Consider the following 16,036-nt stretch of genomic DNA (forward strand, 5'->3'; position numbering starts at 1 on the left):
GCAAAAAAGATAAAATTCCGCAAAGGAAAGCCTTGAAAACGATTGAAAAAGAGATCAGCGCCGCGCAGGAGATCAAAAAATCAAGCTTCATCGCCTATCTCGCGCCGCTAGCGAGCTTTGAGACGCTGCGTGCGCGGCTGCGGCAGCAGCATCCTAAGGCGCGGCATATCGTCTGGGCGTATCGCGCGCTGAATGAGCCCGGGCAGATCGTAGAAAACTCAAGCGACGACGGCGAGCCCAAATCGACTGCGGGCGCACCGTGTCTAAACGCGCTTCGCGGTGCCGAATTGATTAACGCCGCGGTGCTCGTGGTGCGCTACTTTGGCGGCATCAAGCTAGGCACGGGCGGGCTCGTGCGCGCATACGCTAGTAGCGCAAATCTCGCTATCGAGGCTGCCGCAAGCAGTGGTGCTTTAACCGACTTTTTTCTTAAAAGGCATTGCGCGTTTTTCGTGCCGTTTGCGGCGGTGGCTAAATTTGAACATTTTTTAAAAAAATCGGGTTTTGTTTATGAAGCAAGCTTTGGTGCTGCGGGAGCGGAGTTTAGCGCAGAGCTTAGCGCGGAGGAATTTGAAAAATTTAAAGGCTTTGCAGATGCTCTCGCACCGGCTCTTAAAATGCTGCGCGAGCCGGAATTTTAAAATTTCAAAATTCTATAAAATTTAAAAGCTCGTCTCGGCTAAATTTGAAAGCATAAGCGGATTTTGCATTTTATCGCAGCGGAATTTTAAAGCTAAAGTAAAATTTCATAGTGCGAAACATAAAATCCGATAAATTTTAAAATTTTAAGAATTTCAAAATTCTGTCGTAATTTAGCTTGCAAAATTTCGCGAAAATTCCGTCCGTAAATTTCAAAATCCCATAAATTTTTAAAATTTCACGTGCTTCATCTTAGCTTCACGCACAGGCAGGCTTAGCAGAGCTGCAATAGCCGCTAGCGTCATATCCAAATACCACATATAATCATACGCGCTGTATGCCCGTACCGCAAGGCCTCCGATGTATGCGCCAAAAAATCCGCCGATTTGATGCGAAAGCATCGTAAATCCAAATAGGCTTGCTAAATATCGCGTTCCCAACAGCTTACCGACGGCAGCCGCAGTAGGCGGTACGGTCGCTAGCCAGGTAAATCCTAATCCCACGCTGAAGATATAAAACGTAAGGCTGTCTTTGGGCGAGAGCACATAAGCACCAATAAGAGCGATACGCAGGGCATATATGCAAAATAAAATGACTTTACAGCGCACTTTGGAAACACACCAGCCTACGAATAAGCTGCCTACGATGTTTGCGATGCCAATCAGTGCGAGCGAAAAGGACGCTACCTGCGCACCATGCCCGCTTAGCGCTACTTCGCTAGGTAGGTGCGTCACTAAAAACGCTACGTGAAAACCGCACGTAGCAAAGCTTAAATTTATCAAAATATAGCTTTTATCGCGCAGCGCTAAACGCAGCACTTCGCCTAAGCTGCGCTTATCTTCTTCATGCAGGCTGGTTTGCTCGCCAAATAGAATTTTGCCGCCTGCCAAGAGTCTCGCAAGCGGCAGAATTAACAAACTAAGACCTGCAAGCGTAAAAAATGCGCCGCCGTATCCCAAAGCAGGCGTTGCGATACAAAACCCAATCATTGGCGCAAATAAAAATTGTCCGAACGAGCCGCCTGCATTTAGCACTCCGCTAGCAACCGAGCGGATAGAAAATGGCAGGCGCTTTGCCATTAGGCTCATTAGAATCGGAAAACTACCCGCGCCAAGCCCCAGTGCAAGCCCAAAACCCATCGTTAATACAAGCGCGCTTTCACTACTAAATAACGGCACAAGAGTGCAACTAATCGCCAAAAGCACGCTGCCCCAAAACAGCACGACGTAGGCACCGAGCTTGTCTGCAAGTATCCCGCTAAGCGGTTGCGAAAAGCCCCATACCAGCTGCGTAGTTGCCATCGCAAAGCTTACTTGGGCGATGGATAGGGAATTTGCTTGCATTATAGGTTGCACGAAAAGACCTAATGACATACGAACGCCCATCGTAATCATCAAAATCGCCGCGGCGCATAGGATCATTATCCAAACTGATTTCATATATATTCCTTTTAAAAAATAGAATTATAGCATAAAAATCACGAATATATCGATATTTTATAGATATATTTAATTAATGTATTTTAGTATATTATTTATGTAAGAGGAATTTACCTAGCTTTAATGGGCTTTGCATTAAAATTCCGTTTTCAAGGAGAACGCGATGATTTACGAAGACGAGATGATTTACGTGGAGCGCGAGGAGCACGAAGTGCCGTGGGTGAAGGTCTTTACGAAGGCGAAATTTAAAGAGCTTAGCGACTGCGACGAAGCGACGCTGGCGCATCTGTGGCGCGCCGTGCTTCAGTGCGAAAAGAGCCTTCGGGAGTTTTACGCGCCCGATAAAATCAACATCGCAAGCTTCGCCAACTACGTGCCGCGCGTGCATTTTCACGTCCAGGCGCGCTTTAAAAACGACAGCTTTTTCCCGGAGTCCGTCTGGGGAAAAAAGATGCGAAACGGCAAACTCGATCTGCCGGAATTTAGCGAATTTGCAGAGGTTTTAGCGGCAAATTTAAAGATGGAATTCAGATGATAGGCGCGCGCTCCAAAAAATACCTAAGCCTTTTCGCGCTTGCTTGCTGCGTCGCCACCTTTGCGTTTTATCTGCGCTTTAAAAGCGAGGAAAACGAGATAAAAATCAAGCAGCAGTTCGATTTTAGCGCGAGCCTGTTTGAAAAGATCGTCGATGAAGAGAAGCTAAACGCCTTTGCGATCTCGCTGATTTTATCGCAGAACAGCGACGTGGTGCGCTGTTTTGAGAGCGGCAAACACGGCGAGTGCATGGACGTGACGAAAAAATACAAAGACATTTTGAGTGCAGTGCCCTTCTATACGGGCGTTAAGATACATTTTCACACGCAAAGCACTAGAAGCCTGGCTAGAAGCTGGAGCGACGAATTTTATAACGACGATCTGAGTTCCTTTCGCCATTCGCTTTTGCAGATCCGCCAGAGCCTGCTTCCTAAAGCGCTTGTGGAGATGGGGCGATGCGGGGTTTTTATGCGCGGAATTTCGCCCGTTTTTAGCGACGGTAAATTTATCGGAAGCGCCGAGATAATGCTCGATTTCGAGCACGTCATCGCGCAGATCAACCGCATGGGAAACGATATTTTTATCCTCGTAGATAAGAGGTTTGAAACCGACTGCTTCTACGATAAAATAGGCGTTATCAAGGACTTTATCGTCGTAAACAGCGCGCCGGATTACGATGTTTTGTCGATTTTGGCGACGCTTGATTTTGGGGCGCAGAGCTTTATCAAAAAGGACGGGCATTATTTTTACGTGCGGGCATTTTCGGACGAAAACGGCACGAAGCTGGGCTATATAATTTTGCACCGCGAAGGCTAGCGGCGAGATTTAAATTTAGGCGCCTGTCTCTTGTTTGCTTTGTCGCAGCGGCGCAGCGTTTTAAATTTAATCGCATGATCGCGGCAATGTGTGCTGAAATTTTAAATTTTAAAAGGAACGTCGGTATGAAATTTTATAAATCCGTTAAATTTAAAGCGCTATCTGGTGCGCTGCTTCTGGCGGCGATACTTTGCGCCGCATTTATCCGTATAATCCCCGATTACTCTACCTCACGAGGCTTCGCCGTAGTTTCTCTCTCCGACTACAACAAATACAAGCAAGGATACTGCCTCAAAGAGGATAGAATTTTACCGAAAGAGGAGCTGTATAAAAGAGCGATAGGACAGTATTTGGATTATGAGTTGAAACTAGAACAAATGATCAATGATTATAGGACCTATGCCTATGGTAGTTCTTGGCGTAGCTCATATGAAATTGCATACTATGAACTAGAGAACATAAATTTATCTAATTGGTTTGAAGTATTAAAAAAGCATCATGATAATAATGAGACGTTTGAGGAAATTTTTATGAATAAACTAAAAGCTAAAAAAACCGACCCAAAGAAATATTTAAAAATAAATTTGAAAGATATGAGTGCTGGATTTGATAGACCGATAATTATTCTAGACGGCGCTTATAAAGGACCAAATATTCATATATTGTTAGATAAGTTTGTTTTAATTTATAAAAATTATATACAACGCAATCATTCCGAATACTTATTTGATAGAATGAATTTTTCTGAAAAGATCAAAGAATATTACCAGGAGAGAAACAAGGCGTCGTTTGATATAAAACAGGGTTTTGAGCTAGACAACTGCGGAAATTTAAATTATCCATTGGAAGAATATTATTTACGCAGCAGGGAAGCAAAAGGCGGCTGAAAAGCCACGCTAAAACAAAATTTTAAACTCTAGCCGCGCGAATTCTACTTTCTAAATTTTAAAATTAGCGCCTAAATTTCGCGCGCCTTCTTAATCTAAAAGCTTCTGCTTAAACAGCGGGATTTTATAGCAAAAGGTGCTGCCTTCATTCGGCTTTGAGCTGACGCTTTTTGCGATTCCGTAGCGCTTGCAAATTTTATCGATTATGTTTAACCCGAGGCCGAATCCGCCAAGAGCCGCGTTTTCGCGCGAGTATCTCTCCCAGATCGCGCTCGTATCTTTTATTCCGATGCCGAAGTCCTGCACGCTAAAGACCGCTATGCTCACCCCAATTTCTAGCGCGATGATGATCTTGCCGCCGGGGCGTGAGTATTTTATGGCGTTGCTTAGCGTGTTATCGATGAGGCGCATCAGTGAGGTTTCGTCCATAAAAACGCTCACATCGGGCGCTATTCGCGATTGCAGACTTATGTTTTTGCTTTTTGCGACCAGGTAGATAAAATTTATCCTAGCGCCCAAAAACTCGCTCATATCGATGCGGCGGCTTTTTAGGCTCATCTTGCCGCTTTTGATGAAATACTCCACGTCCTCGTAAGTAATGATCATCTGCTTTAGCGCGGATTTTATGCGCGCGGTGTGTTTGTCGCGCAGCCCAAGCATCTCGGTGTTGATGAGCGCGACGCCTAGAGGGGTCTTTAGCTCGTGCATCGCGTCGTTGAAAAACGCCTTGATGAGGTTGCTTTGCTGCGCGTAGAAATTTTTAATGATTTTGTAGTTAAACAGCGCGATGATGAGCGCTACAAAAATCGTGATAAAGATCGAGCAGATCGCGATAAATTCTATCTTGGCGTAGCTTATCTTTTTTGAAATGACGAAAAAATATAGCTTGCCCTCATGTAGAAAATGGCGCTTAAAAAATACCCGCCCGCCGAATTTCAGCGTAATAAATGCAAAATCCGGCGGCTGGACGCTTAGGTTTGATCTTAAAATTTCGCCGTTTGCGTTTAGGATCGCGTAGTCGTAGATGAGCTCGTCTTTTAGATCGGGATACGCTTCGCTTAGAGCTTCGCCACTTTTTTGTATCAGCTCGGCGACGTCGGCGCTCTCCTCGATTTTAGAGTTTAAATAGATGATATAAAGGCTCTCGCTTATAAAGGCGCCGATGATAAAAATCGCGCTAAAAAGCGTAAATTTAAACCCTTTAAGCATTGATCTTATATCCGAGTCCGCGGCTGGAGAGGATGAAATCGTTGCTCGTTTTGGAGCGGAGGTTGCTGATATGTACGCGCACATCGACGCTGCCAGCCTCGCCGTCCCACACGTCGGCGATGAGCTCATCGACGCTAACGAATCTTTTGATATTGGCGAGCAGAAATTCTATGATTTTAATCTCTTTGGCGCTTAGCGATATCTCTTCGTCTGCACGCTTTAAAATTTTTAAATTTGCGAAGTAGTGAAATTTATCCGCGATCTTGACGGCGCCCTTTTCATCGCCGAAGTACTTTCGCATCAGCTCGCTTACTCTAAATTTAAGCTCGGCTAGGTGGAAGGGCTTTTTTAGGTATTCGTTGCAACCAAGCTCGTAGCACTGGCTTAAATCGTCGATGTCGCCGAGCGAGGTCATCATCATCACGGGGGTGTTAAGACCGAGGCTGCGCGCGTATTTGAGCACCTCTTCGCCTGAAACCTCCGGCACTTTAATGTCTAAAATCAGCAGATGGTAGGCGCCCCCGGCGATCTTATCGCAGGCCGCGTCGCCGCTAGCGCATTCGTCCACCTCGTAGCCTAGCTCCTGCAGATACTCGCTTACGCTGCTTCTATATTCAAAATCGTCTTCTAAAAGTAAAATTTTCAAACTCACTCCCTAGATCGGGAGCGAAACTACGCTCCCGTGCAAATTTGCCCCGCATATACGATGTAGTAACGAAGCAGAATGACGCCGCAAAGCACGACGAAAGAATTTAAAACTATAAACGCAGGCTTGTAGGCGTGGTTTTTCAGCGCCGTAAAGGCGATGATGATCGGAGCGATGAGCCCCGTGCCTAAAACGCCGATCCAGAAAATTTTACCGTAAACCTCGTGCGTCAAAGCCTGCTGTGCCGCAAGCGCGCTAATGCCGCCCTCAAAATACATCCCGACAAATAGAATGAATAAAAGCGGAATTTCAAAGAGTATCGCGCGCAGATCAAGCACCAAAAGGTATTTTATGCTATCTTTGTTTAACGAGCCTTTAAAAAACAGAAGTCCAACTAAAATGCTCGCCGCGATGCCGCTGGAAAAGCCCGACAGCAAAAATAAAATCGGCAGCACAGGCGTATTCCAAAGCGGAATTTTCATCACCGCGCTTAACAAAAAGCCCGTATATGCGCCCACGCAAAGAGCAAGGATAAATAAAACTCGCTCGAAAGCTTTGGAAGCTTTGGCGAACGAGCTTAGTAAATTTACGATAGGTCGCAGAAAGGCGAGCAGTTTAAATTTACAAATTTCCTCGCCGAATACGCATAGCGCAAATACAAAGCTAAACGGCACGTAGATTAAAAGCGCCAAAACGCCGAGACTCATCACCGAGCCGAAGTTAAATTTGATCAGTAAAAGATAAAAGCTTAGCGGCTTGCCTAGATCAAAGATCAAAAGCAAAAGCCCCGCGCAGATCGTAAGCGGCGCCGTGATCGCACCCGCTCTAATCATCGCATCCCAGATGGAATTTTGCTCGCTTTCGTGGCGATTCCATTTAACTAAAAGCGCCACCATCGTCGCTCCCGCGCTAAGACCCGCCAAAAATAGATAAATCGCAATCGGCCAAGGCCAGTAAATTTCAGAGTATTGGCTCATATCGCCCCACATATTATTCATAGCGTCCTCCTTTTTTGTTTTTGATATTCGCTAGGCGCGGCTTGGTGTTTAGATACGCTTTTGGATATTCTACGCTTGTTTTGGCTAGCAGCTTGCTTACCTCGGAATTTACGTCATTTACGTCGCCGAAAGTTAAAGCATCCGTCGGACACACACTTACGCAGGCGGGCTGCAAACCTTTGCTAGTGCGGTTCGTGTAGCAAAAGGTACATTTGCCGATAGCGTGCGTGATAGGATCTACAAACCTCGCGTCGTAAGGACAGGCTAGGATGCAGTATTTGCAGCTGACGCAAAGCCTCTCGTCTATGAGCGTTACGCCGTCTTTGGTTTTAAAGCTCGCTCCCGTAGGGCAGACGTCCACGCAGGGGCTATCCTCGCACATAACGCAGCTAGCGCGCGAGTAATCAAGCTTTAAATTTGGAAAAACGCCGCTTGTTTTGCCGTGCACTTGCAGCCTATAAACGCCGCTCGGCACGCCGTTTTCGTTCCTGCACGCAACCGAACAGGCTTGGCAACCTATACATAAATTTTCGTCGTGAATCATTATGAGTTTTTTCATAACCGCCCCTTTCAAATTTTAACTATATCGACGCCGACGTTGGTTACCATCGTGCTTACCACAGGACCCGCAGCCGGATCGAGAAGGACGCTTTGGTTCGTGCCTATGCCGTTCGTGCGCTTTAGCCCCGGGCTTACGTGCCCAAAGCCGTGGTATAAAAACAGGCAGTCGTCTCTGATGCCTTGCGTGACGAAAATTTTAGCCTTTTGCTCGCCGAATTTATTTTTAAGCTTCACGATATCGCCCGTCTTTAGTCCCTCCGCTTTTGCAGAAGTAGGGCTGATCCAAACCGGCGATTCGCTCATCATATCGTTTAAAATTTTGACATTTTGAGTGTGACCGTTGGTGTGAAGCGCGGTCTTACCGGTCATCAGGCAGTATTTGTGCCCGCCGAATACATCCATACCCTCGGTGTTTAAGCAGCCGTATCCCGCGAAAAGCTCCTCCACTTTCGGCGCGAAAAGCTCGATCTTGCCGCTCGGGGTTTTAAATTTCATCTGAGAGCTCATCTCGCCGTTTTCGTCCACGAACTCCGCCGCGGCAGGATATTTATCGATAAATTTAGCCACGAGCTTCGGCTCTCGGTAGTATAGCTTCGGCACCTTGTAGCTTACGTAGCCGTTTTTGATTAAATTTGCGATCAGCTCAGCGTTGCCTTTGGCTTGCTGCATGCGGTATTCGTCGATGTTGTTCCAGGTGTAGTCCTGATCGATCTTCATCACTCTCGCAAGTTCTCTAAAAATTTCATAGCCGCACTTCGTATCGCCCACCGGCTCGACGGCTTTGTTTCGCATCACAAATCCAGGCGCGGTGCCGCCTTTGTTTTGAATCGACTCGTCGCGCTCCAAATACGTGGATTCGGGTAAGATCACGTCGGCTAGGCACGCGAAGTCGCTCATATACACGTCGATTGCGAGCACGAAGTCTAGCTTTTTGATCGCCTCTACGCTCTTATCCACGCCCGCAACGTTGATGAGGTGGTTAAAGCGCGTGCTGACCCAGCCTTTTACAGGGTAAGGCTTTTCGCTTAAAATCGTAGGCGCGATCTGCATTAAAACGCCGTGTTTGCGTGGCACGAAGAAATTTTCGCTACCTTCTTCGCCGCAGCCGTCGATACGCGCGGTCTTTGGAATTTTAAACTCCTTATCTGGGTTTGAGATGGTAGGGAATAGATCCTCTTTGCAAAGCGCGTTGAAGGTTTTGGAATCTTTAGAGAAGTAAATTCCGCCCTTTTTCTCGACGTTTCCCATCAGCGCGTTTGCGATTGCGATGGCGCGCGTGCGGACGTATTCGGCCTTAGCGGTCGTGGTTTTATGGCCCCAATCGATTATGACTGCGGGAGCCGCGGCGTAAATTTCATTTGCGATGCGCTCGACCTTGTCCGCTTTAATTCCCGTGATACCCTCTTGCCAAAGCGGCGTCGTATCCTTCACGGACTGCCTTAGCTCCTCTAGCCCCACGGCGTATTGTTTGATAAATTTTTTGTCGTATTTGTTATCGCGCAACCAGACGTGAATCAGCGCCATCAAAAACGCCGCATCGGTTCCCGGCTTTATCGGTAGCCACTCGTCGGCTTTGGAAGCTACGACGCTAAAGCGCGGATCGAGGACCAAAAGCTTTACATCCTCTCTACTTGCGGCTTTTGCGAGCTTTTTGGTTTTTGAGATATCGATACCCTCAAAGAGATTGTGGCCGAAATTTACGATGTATTTTGCGTCGCCGTAGTCTCTTTGCATATTGGCGCCGAAGGTGTGCGGCACGGCGATATTGTAGGTGACTGGGCAACAGGACCAGTGCGAGTAGATGTTCGGGCTGCCGTAGGCACAGGCGAAATTCATCATCTGAGTGTGGTGCTCGCCCGTTTTAGAGGTGAAAACTACGCTTTGCGGGCCGTATTTTTGCGAAATCTCGCCAAGCTTCTGCGCGCAAATTTTAAGAGCCTCGTCCCAGCTCGCCTCTTTAAATTTACCCTCGCCGCGCTCGCCCACGCGAATGAGCGGCTTAATGAGCCTTTGATCGTCGTAGAGCTGATTTATGCCCGCGCCTCCACGAGCGCAGACCGAGGTTTTGTTTGAAAAGCGATGGTTGCCCTCGATGAGAGCGCCGCGACCGTTTTTGACGGTCACTTCGATAGGACAGCGCGAGGAGCACATCTCGCAGACGCTGGCGACTTTCTTTTCCGTCCCGCCGGTGACCGCGCTAGCGTTTAAATTTAGATTTAATGTCGCTAGCGTGCCGATCGCGGCGCTACTTTTTAGGAAATTTCGTCTATCCATAAAAACTCCTTACCTTTAAATTTCGGTAGGAATTCTAAGGCTTCATCGTAAAAATAAGGTTAATTTTGATAATGCAGCTTTTGGCTTAGACTTTATCTCAAAAGATAAAATGCGTCCTGCGCCGTATTTTAAAGCCGTAAAATAGCGCCAGCAGTAGCAAAATGCTAATTGTACCGCAGATCGCAAGGGCTACGCGAGCGCCCAGTAGCTCGGTAAAAAAGCCCGATATGAGCGCTCCAAATGGCGTACTACCTATTAGAAATAGCGCGTATAAACTAAGCACGCGCCCACGGAATTCGTTGCTTACGTGCATTTGCACGGTGGAGTTGATGCTTGAGTTTGTGATTACGAAAAGAAATCCAGTTACGGCAAGCCCTGCCGCAGCCCATGCGAAGGAATTCGCAACCCCAGTAAGAGCTAAGCTTACCCCCATAGCGATCGCGCACGATCTGATTTTGCGGATGCCGAGTTTATCAAAAACCGCTACGAAAAGCGCGCCGCAAAAGGCCCCCGCGCCTAGAGCCGACATCAAATATCCAAAGCTTCGCTCATCCGCACCCAGGCTAAGCTTAACAAGTGCCGAGATCGTTACATTATAATTTGGCACCAGCGTCGCTACGATAAGCACTATTATCATTAGCTCGCTTAGAGTTTTTTTGTGCGATACATACGAAATTCCAGCACCGATCGAGGCGAAAACGCCTCCGCTCCTGCTAGATAGCATAGTAACGGATGGCGGAATTTTTATGAAAAACAGCGAAACGATGATGCCTAAAAAGCTAAGTGCATTGAATAAAAAGCAAAAACCCACGCCCCATAGCGCCATCACGATCCCCGCAAGTGCGGGTCCTGCGATACGAGCGACGTTGAAGGACATAGAATTTAATGCTATGGCGTTGGCTAGATCGCGGGGCGAGTCGATGAGGTCTTTTACCATCGACTGACGGCTCGGGGCATCCATGCTGGTAAAGATGCCGCTTGCAAAAGCACAAAATAAAATTTTGCCGAAAGAATATAGCTCGCAAAAGCTCATAACCGCGAAAATTGAGGCAGTCACCGCCATGCCTATTTGAGCAAGCAGAAGGATCTTTTTGCGATTAAACTTATCGAGCAGTACACCGGAAAAAGGCGTGAAAAGTAGCGCGGGCAAGAACCGTGCCGCGGCTACAAGGCTGACCTTAAAAGCGTCTGCGGTGATGCTTAGCACTAGCCACGGCAGCGCGACGCTTTGCATCCAAGAACCGATTAGCGAGAGGTTCATCCCGATCCAATAAATTCTAAAATTTGAGTATTTAAGCGATAGGAAGGGATTTTTCAACGCGCTGCCTTTTGAAATTTTGATTTGAGATTATACATTAAATTTTAAAAATTCACTTAAAGATTTAACATTTATAAAAATTTAACGAAAATTTAATATTTCTGAAAAGAAAAATTTTATATACTCTGCAATAAATTTTTAAGCAAAGGATTAAAAATGCAAAGACCGACTCCGATTAATCAGGAAATCAAACTTGATGAGAAGCGCTATATCGTTTCCAAAACCGATCCGAAGGGCATTATCACGTTTGCAAATCCGTATTTTTGTATGATTTGCGGCTATAGTGAGCTTGAGCTTTTGGGGCAGCCACACAACATCATACGACATCCGGATATGCCGCGAATAGCGTTTAAGCTTATGTGGGATACGATACAGCAAGGCAAGGATTTTACCGCCGTGGTAAAAAATTTAGCCAAAGATGGGCGCTTTTATTGGGTCATTACGGAATTTACTTCTAAAAAAGATCCTGTGACAGGGCAGATCACCGAATACACGGCATTTCGTAAGGCTCCGCCAAGATCTGCGATCGAAACTATAGAGCCAATTTATAGGGCACTACTGGATGCTGAAAGAAACGGCGGTATGCAGGCTAGTCAAAAGGCGCTCGTGGACTTTTTAAAAAGCAAAGGCGAGACCTACGAGAGCTGGATAGCAAAAGTATCGGGCAAATCAAATCCGCTTACCGCAATGTTTTTTAAGGCGATGAAAAAGCTTTTTAGCTAGTTCAGTTAAAATTTAATGCAAACCCCGCGCAATGCGATTGTTTGGCTTTGCGCGAGAAAAGGCAGATAAAGTACAAAACCGCCCGTTCATGAAATTTTGAAATTTAAATTTAGCTCTTGAACTTTGAAATTTCACGTCTTCATCAAGTGCGTTGCGAATCAAAGCCCCTCAAGCGTTATGTCGTAGAGCCTCTCTACCGTTTCATCGTTTAAATTTAGTGTCTTTTTGCTTTGTAAAAATTCTAAAATTTCATCCTGCGCAAAGCCCGCTCTTTGTGCACAATGCTCGTGCGCAGGCAAAAAGCCGCGGCATAGTGCGATATTTTCCGAAATTTCTTCGTCGCATAAAAAACAATACGGCTCGTCGTGCAACCGCCCCTCAAATTTTAAAATTTCGGCGTAGCTTTCTACGATTATGCGGCGCGGGTTTTGTTTGCCGAAGTGCGCAGCAGCCCGGTTTAGCAGCTCGTAATAGAATTTATCCAGATGCTCGGCATCTTTTAGATGCGCGTGTAAAAGCCGCATGAACTGCTGCCAAAATAGCAGCTTCTCGCGGTTTCCGAGCCACGCGTATCCCAGATGCATCACGCCGCTAAGGCGCGGCAGGAAGTTTTGATTTTGCGAGAGCTCGAAGTCGATTTTATAGCCCTGGATGATGTTTGAGTGGCGCGCGCCGTAGAAGCGATACGCACGCATGAGCGCACTTTCGCTTAGCACATCTACGATGCAGTCCTCATCCCTAACCTTGGTCGTTTTTAATATAAATCCTTGCATTTTCCTATTTTAGCGAAATTCACATATAAATTTAAATAAAGAATTTTAGGTTATAATCAGAAGTTTCATTTCATAGAATTTAAAGGAAATCATATGAATTTTGGAGATCTATTTTCAAAAATACGCAGGACGCAACCTGCGCCGAGCGAAGCACCTACGCACTGGATAAAGTGCCCGGGATGTGGCGCACTGATGTATAGCAAAGAGGTCGAGCAAAATCATAGCGTTTGCCCCAAGTGTAACTATCACCTTCGTTTTGACGCGCAGGCTCGTATCGATCTGATCTGCGACGAAGGCTCTTTCGTGGAGTACGATCAAAATTTACAACCCGTCGATCCGCTAAAATTCGTCGATAAAAAATCCTACAAAAAGCGCATCTCCGAGAGCAAGGAAAAAACAGGCAGGTTTAGCGCGGTGATCGCGGGCGAGGGCGCTATAAGTCGCCAAAAAATTCAGCTCGTGGTGTTTGATTTTAACTTCATGGGCGGAAGCCTAGGTTCTGTGGAGGGTGAAAAGATCGTGCGTGCCGTAAAACGTAGCCTTGATAAAAACGAGCCGCTAATCATCGTAAGCGCAAGTGGCGGCGCAAGGATGCAAGAAAGCACCTTTTCACTGATGCAGATGAGCAAAACCTCCGCCGCGCTTAAAATTTTATCCGAGCATAAAATTCCTTTCATCTCCGTTCTTACCGATCCTACGATGGGCGGCGTAAGCGCGTCATTTGCGTGGCTGGGAGATATCATCATCGCAGAGCCCGGCGCTCTTATCGGCTTTGCCGGACAGCGCGTCATCAAGCAAACTATAGGCGCAGATCTGCCGGAGGGCTTTCAGAGATCGGAATTTCTGCTCGAGCATGGATTAATTGATGCGATCGTGCCTAGAGCCGAGATGAGGCAGTATCTAAGCGATATAATCAACGTGCTTAGCAAAAACGCCGTGCAGATCGATGACACGAGCGATAAGTCGCTGCACGAAGAGGGAAGCGAAGAGTAGTGCAGATAACGGTAAATTCCATCCAAAAAGGCGCGGACGAGTTCGCAGGCGCGATAAGCGATTATAAAAAAATGGCGGCTAAATTTGCCGCGGTGAGAGAGCAGACGTTTTTTAATGCTAATATCGCTCGTGCCCAGAGTGCGTCTCGCGAGCTCGCACTTATGGCGTACGATGAAGCTTATCTACCACGCCTTAGCGGATACGTCGTAGCTTTGGATGAGCGCGGACAGGAGCTAGATAGCGTGGAATTTGCGAGTATGCTAAAGGATAAAAGCAGCGTGTCATTTTTCATCGGCGGCGCTTACGGGCTTAGTGAAAATTTTAAGGCAAAAGCCGATAAAATAATTAGTCTTAGCAGGCTTACGTTAGCGCACAAAATCGCTAAACTTTTGCTCTTTGAGCAAATTTTTCGCGCACTGTGCATTAACGCAAACCATCCATATCACAAATAAAGGGAAGTAATGAAGAAAAACGAGTTGAAATTTTACAAGAAAATTTTAGAAGAAAAAAGAGAGCAACTCATCGCCAATATTAATAGCTCTGTAAATGAAATTTCGGAATTGCGCGAAAATAAAGCTGCGGATGATTTTGACGTAGCGAGCATGAATACGGATTTAAGCATCGAATACTCGCTCAATGTTAATCAACAAAAGGCATTTTTAGAGATCGAAAGCGCGCTTAAGCGCATCGAAAATGGAACCTATGGGCTTTGCGAGAGTTGCGGCGAGCAGATAAGCTTAGAGCGTCTTAAGGTAAATCCGGAGGCGAGATTGTGCATTTCGTGCAAGGAACAGGCGGAAAAGCAAAATAGGAGTTAGCTATGAAAACCAAGCAATTCTTTTTATATTCGATCGTCTATATCGCGATCGTCGCGATTTTAGTTTTTACGCAGCAAAGCAGTAGCTATACGCTGGGGCTTTTCGGTTTTACGCTTACGCTTCCTGTGGCGGTGTGGATCGTGCTGCCGTTAATTTTATATATGATTTTAGCGATTTTTCATATTGTTTTTCATAGCTTCGCGTTTTACCGCACAAAAAGGGCGATCGCAAAGGATCTAAGCGCATACGATGCGATGAGTAAAGAGGTTTTGCTGGGTCTTGACACCAATAAAGACTTTAAAACCGAGTATTTTAAAGACCCGAGCGAGCTTACTAAAATTTTATCTCCGTGGTACGATAGCACCGGAATAGATGTCAAAAATGAGGATCTAAAAGAGGTCATAGGCGTTATCGAGAAGGTTAAAAACGGCGAAGTTGCGGATCTACGAAAATATAAACTCCCTAAAGATAACGGACTATTTTTGCAAAACGAGCTCAACCGCCTCGACGCTGAGCCTGCGTATGCGTATGAAATTTTAAAAACCAAGGGCGTTTATAGCGAAAATATCACTAAAAAAGCCTATGCCGTAGCGCTTGCCAAAGGAAGCTACGATAAGATCAAAGCCTATAAAATTCCTCAAGATATAGCCGAGGTAAATATTTTAGTGGATCGCGCGGTGAATGACGCGAGCTTTGAGATCAGCAGCGAGGAACTTTTCGATCTCGTAAATAATGAAAAATTTAGCGAGCAGGATTTTATCGGCTTTGCTAAAAAGCTAAAAAATCATCTCGCTCCAGAGCAATACAAAGCCTTTTTCGAGCGGCTCAAAAACGAGAATCAAGAAGCGACCGAGGCATATCTGTACGCGCTATATGAGCTTGGCATGATCGACGAGTTTAGAGAGCAGCTAAGTCTTGCCGACGGCGACGAGTTTGAGAAGTTTAAAATTCTGCTATTTTTGCGTGACAACGGCAAAAACGTCCCTGCGTCGCTGTTATTTTAGCTCGGTAATTTTACCAGTTCGTTTTGTGCGGGTAAGAGAGGCTGCTTTTTACGCTCTTTGCGGCTATCAAACACAGCCTGCGCGATAAAATTTAAAGTGCGGGTAAAATCTAACTCGCGCAAATTTAAAATTTTAGAATTTATCGAAAGAATTAATGCGCGCAAGCGGTAAAATTTAAAAGATTTGCTTGCGTAGTGCGCGTGTAAACGGGTTTTGCATTTATGCGATGAAATTTAGAATTTAAACATAAAGCGCAAGACTTGCTAGCCGAATAAAGTGCTGAAATTTTAAAATCCGTGCGGCGTTTTGCAAGCTGCTTGCCAGGTTTGCCGTGCAAATAAAATTTAGTGGTGATCATCCTTGCTGCCGTTTTGCCACCACTCAAATTAGCTAAGCTTAAAAAT

The 16,036-nt window shown here is 46.0% G+C and carries 18 protein-coding genes; 9 read left to right on the top strand and 9 right to left on the bottom strand.

The genetic code is table 11. From position 1 onward, the window contains the following. Positions 1 to 32: 32 nt before the first annotated feature. Positions 33 to 641, top strand: a complete 609-nt coding sequence (locus Q0460_RS06615; RefSeq protein ID WP_299086038.1) for a YigZ family protein — start codon at positions 33 to 35, stop codon at positions 639 to 641. A 228-nt stretch (positions 642 to 869) separates the two neighbouring features. Here Q0460_RS06615 and Q0460_RS06620 read toward each other — a convergent pair whose 3' ends face one another. Further along, positions 870 to 2,078 carry an MFS transporter gene (locus Q0460_RS06620; protein WP_299086039.1) on the bottom strand — a complete coding sequence of 403 codons (1,209 nt, stop codon included), beginning with the start codon at positions 2,076 to 2,078 and terminating at the stop codon, positions 870 to 872. A 163-nt stretch (positions 2,079 to 2,241) separates the two neighbouring features. On the opposite strand from Q0460_RS06620, the gene Q0460_RS06625 reads away from it, so the two are divergent. The 3 genes from Q0460_RS06625 (at position 2,242) to Q0460_RS06635 (ending at position 4,315) form a co-directional block, all read left to right on the top strand. Further along, a complete protein-coding gene (locus Q0460_RS06625) occupies positions 2,242 to 2,613 on the top strand; it encodes an HIT family protein (RefSeq protein ID WP_005870777.1) in 372 nt (123 codons plus the stop codon). Further along, a complete protein-coding gene (locus tag Q0460_RS06630) occupies positions 2,610 to 3,428 on the top strand; it encodes a cache domain-containing protein (protein WP_299086040.1) in 819 nt (272 codons plus the stop codon). Before Q0460_RS06625 ends, Q0460_RS06630 begins: the two co-directional genes overlap by 4 nt. Positions 3,429 to 3,553: 125 nt before the next feature. Beyond that, a complete protein-coding gene (locus tag Q0460_RS06635; RefSeq protein WP_299086041.1) occupies positions 3,554 to 4,315 on the top strand; it encodes a hypothetical protein in 762 nt (253 codons plus the stop codon). Positions 4,316 to 4,405: 90 nt separating this feature from the next. On the opposite strand, the gene Q0460_RS06640 is transcribed toward Q0460_RS06635, so the two are convergent. The 6 genes from Q0460_RS06640 to Q0460_RS06665 form a co-directional block, all read right to left on the bottom strand. Continuing rightward, a complete protein-coding gene (locus Q0460_RS06640; RefSeq protein WP_299086042.1) occupies positions 4,406 to 5,524 on the bottom strand; it encodes a HAMP domain-containing sensor histidine kinase in 1,119 nt (372 codons plus the stop codon). Further along, positions 5,517 to 6,170, bottom strand: coding sequence for a response regulator transcription factor (locus Q0460_RS06645; RefSeq protein ID WP_299086043.1), 654 nt, complete (start codon positions 6,168 to 6,170; stop codon positions 5,517 to 5,519). The genes Q0460_RS06640 and Q0460_RS06645 overlap by 8 nt, the downstream gene beginning before the upstream one ends. Before the next feature lie 26 nt (positions 6,171 to 6,196). After that, positions 6,197 to 7,168, bottom strand: a complete 972-nt coding sequence (nrfD, locus tag Q0460_RS06650; protein WP_299086044.1) for an NrfD/PsrC family molybdoenzyme membrane anchor subunit — start codon at positions 7,166 to 7,168, stop codon at positions 6,197 to 6,199. Further along, complete coding sequence (locus Q0460_RS06655) at positions 7,161 to 7,727, bottom strand: 4Fe-4S dicluster domain-containing protein (RefSeq protein WP_297881003.1); 567 nt, start codon at positions 7,725 to 7,727, stop codon at positions 7,161 to 7,163. Before Q0460_RS06655 ends, nrfD begins: the two co-directional genes overlap by 8 nt. An 11-nt stretch (positions 7,728 to 7,738) precedes the next feature. Next, entirely contained in the window at positions 7,739 to 10,003 is a 2,265-nt protein-coding gene (gene phsA / locus Q0460_RS06660) for a thiosulfate reductase PhsA (RefSeq protein ID WP_299086045.1), read from the bottom strand. 97 nt (positions 10,004 to 10,100) lie between these two features. Then, complete coding sequence (locus Q0460_RS06665; RefSeq protein ID WP_299086046.1) at positions 10,101 to 11,321, bottom strand: MFS transporter; 1,221 nt, start codon at positions 11,319 to 11,321, stop codon at positions 10,101 to 10,103. 156 nt (positions 11,322 to 11,477) lie between these two features. Here Q0460_RS06665 and Q0460_RS06670 point away from each other — a divergent pair, with 156 nt between their 5' ends. Then, the gene (locus Q0460_RS06670; protein WP_005870765.1) at positions 11,478 to 12,044 is read left to right on the top strand and encodes a PAS domain-containing protein; all 567 of its coding nucleotides are present in this window, start codon (positions 11,478 to 11,480) and stop codon (positions 12,042 to 12,044) included. 158 nt (positions 12,045 to 12,202) lie between these two features. Here Q0460_RS06670 and recO read toward each other — a convergent pair whose 3' ends face one another. Continuing rightward, a complete protein-coding gene (recO, locus tag Q0460_RS06675) occupies positions 12,203 to 12,817 on the bottom strand; it encodes a recombination protein RecO (RefSeq protein WP_299086047.1) in 615 nt (204 codons plus the stop codon). A gap of 93 nt (positions 12,818 to 12,910) precedes the next feature. Between recO and accD the strand changes: the two genes are divergently transcribed. The 4 genes from accD to Q0460_RS06695 are packed head-to-tail and all read left to right on the top strand — an operon-like array spanning position 12,911 to position 15,632. Beyond that, on the top strand, positions 12,911 to 13,810 hold the full coding sequence (gene accD, locus Q0460_RS06680; RefSeq protein ID WP_005872426.1) for an acetyl-CoA carboxylase, carboxyltransferase subunit beta: 900 nt from the start codon (positions 12,911 to 12,913) through the stop codon (positions 13,808 to 13,810). After that, positions 13,810 to 14,262 (top strand): 23S rRNA (pseudouridine(1915)-N(3))-methyltransferase RlmH, encoded by a 453-nt coding sequence (locus Q0460_RS06685; RefSeq protein WP_299086048.1) that lies wholly within the window; start codon positions 13,810 to 13,812, stop codon positions 14,260 to 14,262. Before accD ends, Q0460_RS06685 begins: the two co-directional genes overlap by 1 nt. 9 nt (positions 14,263 to 14,271) lie before the next feature. Beyond that, positions 14,272 to 14,628 carry an RNA polymerase-binding protein DksA gene (dksA, locus tag Q0460_RS06690; RefSeq protein WP_005872423.1) on the top strand — a complete coding sequence of 119 codons (357 nt, stop codon included), beginning with the start codon at positions 14,272 to 14,274 and terminating at the stop codon, positions 14,626 to 14,628. A gap of 2 nt (positions 14,629 to 14,630) precedes the next feature. Next, a complete protein-coding gene (locus Q0460_RS06695; RefSeq protein ID WP_291935720.1) occupies positions 14,631 to 15,632 on the top strand; it encodes a LapA family protein in 1,002 nt (333 codons plus the stop codon). A 151-nt stretch (positions 15,633 to 15,783) separates the two neighbouring features. On the opposite strand, the gene Q0460_RS06700 is transcribed toward Q0460_RS06695, so the two are convergent. Then, positions 15,784 to 15,990 (bottom strand): hypothetical protein, encoded by a 207-nt coding sequence (locus Q0460_RS06700; RefSeq protein WP_299086049.1) that lies wholly within the window; start codon positions 15,988 to 15,990, stop codon positions 15,784 to 15,786. Between the last annotated feature and the right edge of the window lie 46 nt (positions 15,991 to 16,036).

Origin of the sequence: uncultured Campylobacter sp., assembly GCF_937980635.1 — a bacterium.
Classification (GTDB): domain Bacteria; phylum Campylobacterota; class Campylobacteria; order Campylobacterales; family Campylobacteraceae; genus Campylobacter_B.

Coding starts and splice junctions, on each gene's coding strand:
- nrfD (WP_299086044.1), bottom strand. CDS start 7,168: ATGAATAATATGTGGGGCGATATGAGCCAATACTCTGAAATTTACTGG.
- Q0460_RS06695 (WP_291935720.1), top strand. CDS start 14,631: ATGAAAACCAAGCAATTCTTTTTATATTCGATCGTCTATATCGCGATC.
- recO (WP_299086047.1), bottom strand. CDS start 12,817: ATGCAAGGATTTATATTAAAAACGACCAAGGTTAGGGATGAGGACTGC.
- Q0460_RS06635 (WP_299086041.1), top strand. CDS start 3,554: ATGAAATTTTATAAATCCGTTAAATTTAAAGCGCTATCTGGTGCGCTG.
- dksA (WP_005872423.1), top strand. CDS start 14,272: ATGAAGAAAAACGAGTTGAAATTTTACAAGAAAATTTTAGAAGAAAAA.
- Q0460_RS06640 (WP_299086042.1), bottom strand. CDS start 5,524: ATGCTTAAAGGGTTTAAATTTACGCTTTTTAGCGCGATTTTTATCATC.
- Q0460_RS06655 (WP_297881003.1), bottom strand. CDS start 7,727: ATGAAAAAACTCATAATGATTCACGACGAAAATTTATGTATAGGTTGC.
- Q0460_RS06700 (WP_299086049.1), bottom strand. CDS start 15,990: ATGATCACCACTAAATTTTATTTGCACGGCAAACCTGGCAAGCAGCTT.
- Q0460_RS06670 (WP_005870765.1), top strand. CDS start 11,478: ATGCAAAGACCGACTCCGATTAATCAGGAAATCAAACTTGATGAGAAG.
- accD (WP_005872426.1), top strand. CDS start 12,911: ATGAATTTTGGAGATCTATTTTCAAAAATACGCAGGACGCAACCTGCG.
- Q0460_RS06630 (WP_299086040.1), top strand. CDS start 2,610: ATGATAGGCGCGCGCTCCAAAAAATACCTAAGCCTTTTCGCGCTTGCT.
- Q0460_RS06620 (WP_299086039.1), bottom strand. CDS start 2,078: ATGAAATCAGTTTGGATAATGATCCTATGCGCCGCGGCGATTTTGATG.
- Q0460_RS06625 (WP_005870777.1), top strand. CDS start 2,242: ATGATTTACGAAGACGAGATGATTTACGTGGAGCGCGAGGAGCACGAA.
- phsA (WP_299086045.1), bottom strand. CDS start 10,003: ATGGATAGACGAAATTTCCTAAAAAGTAGCGCCGCGATCGGCACGCTA.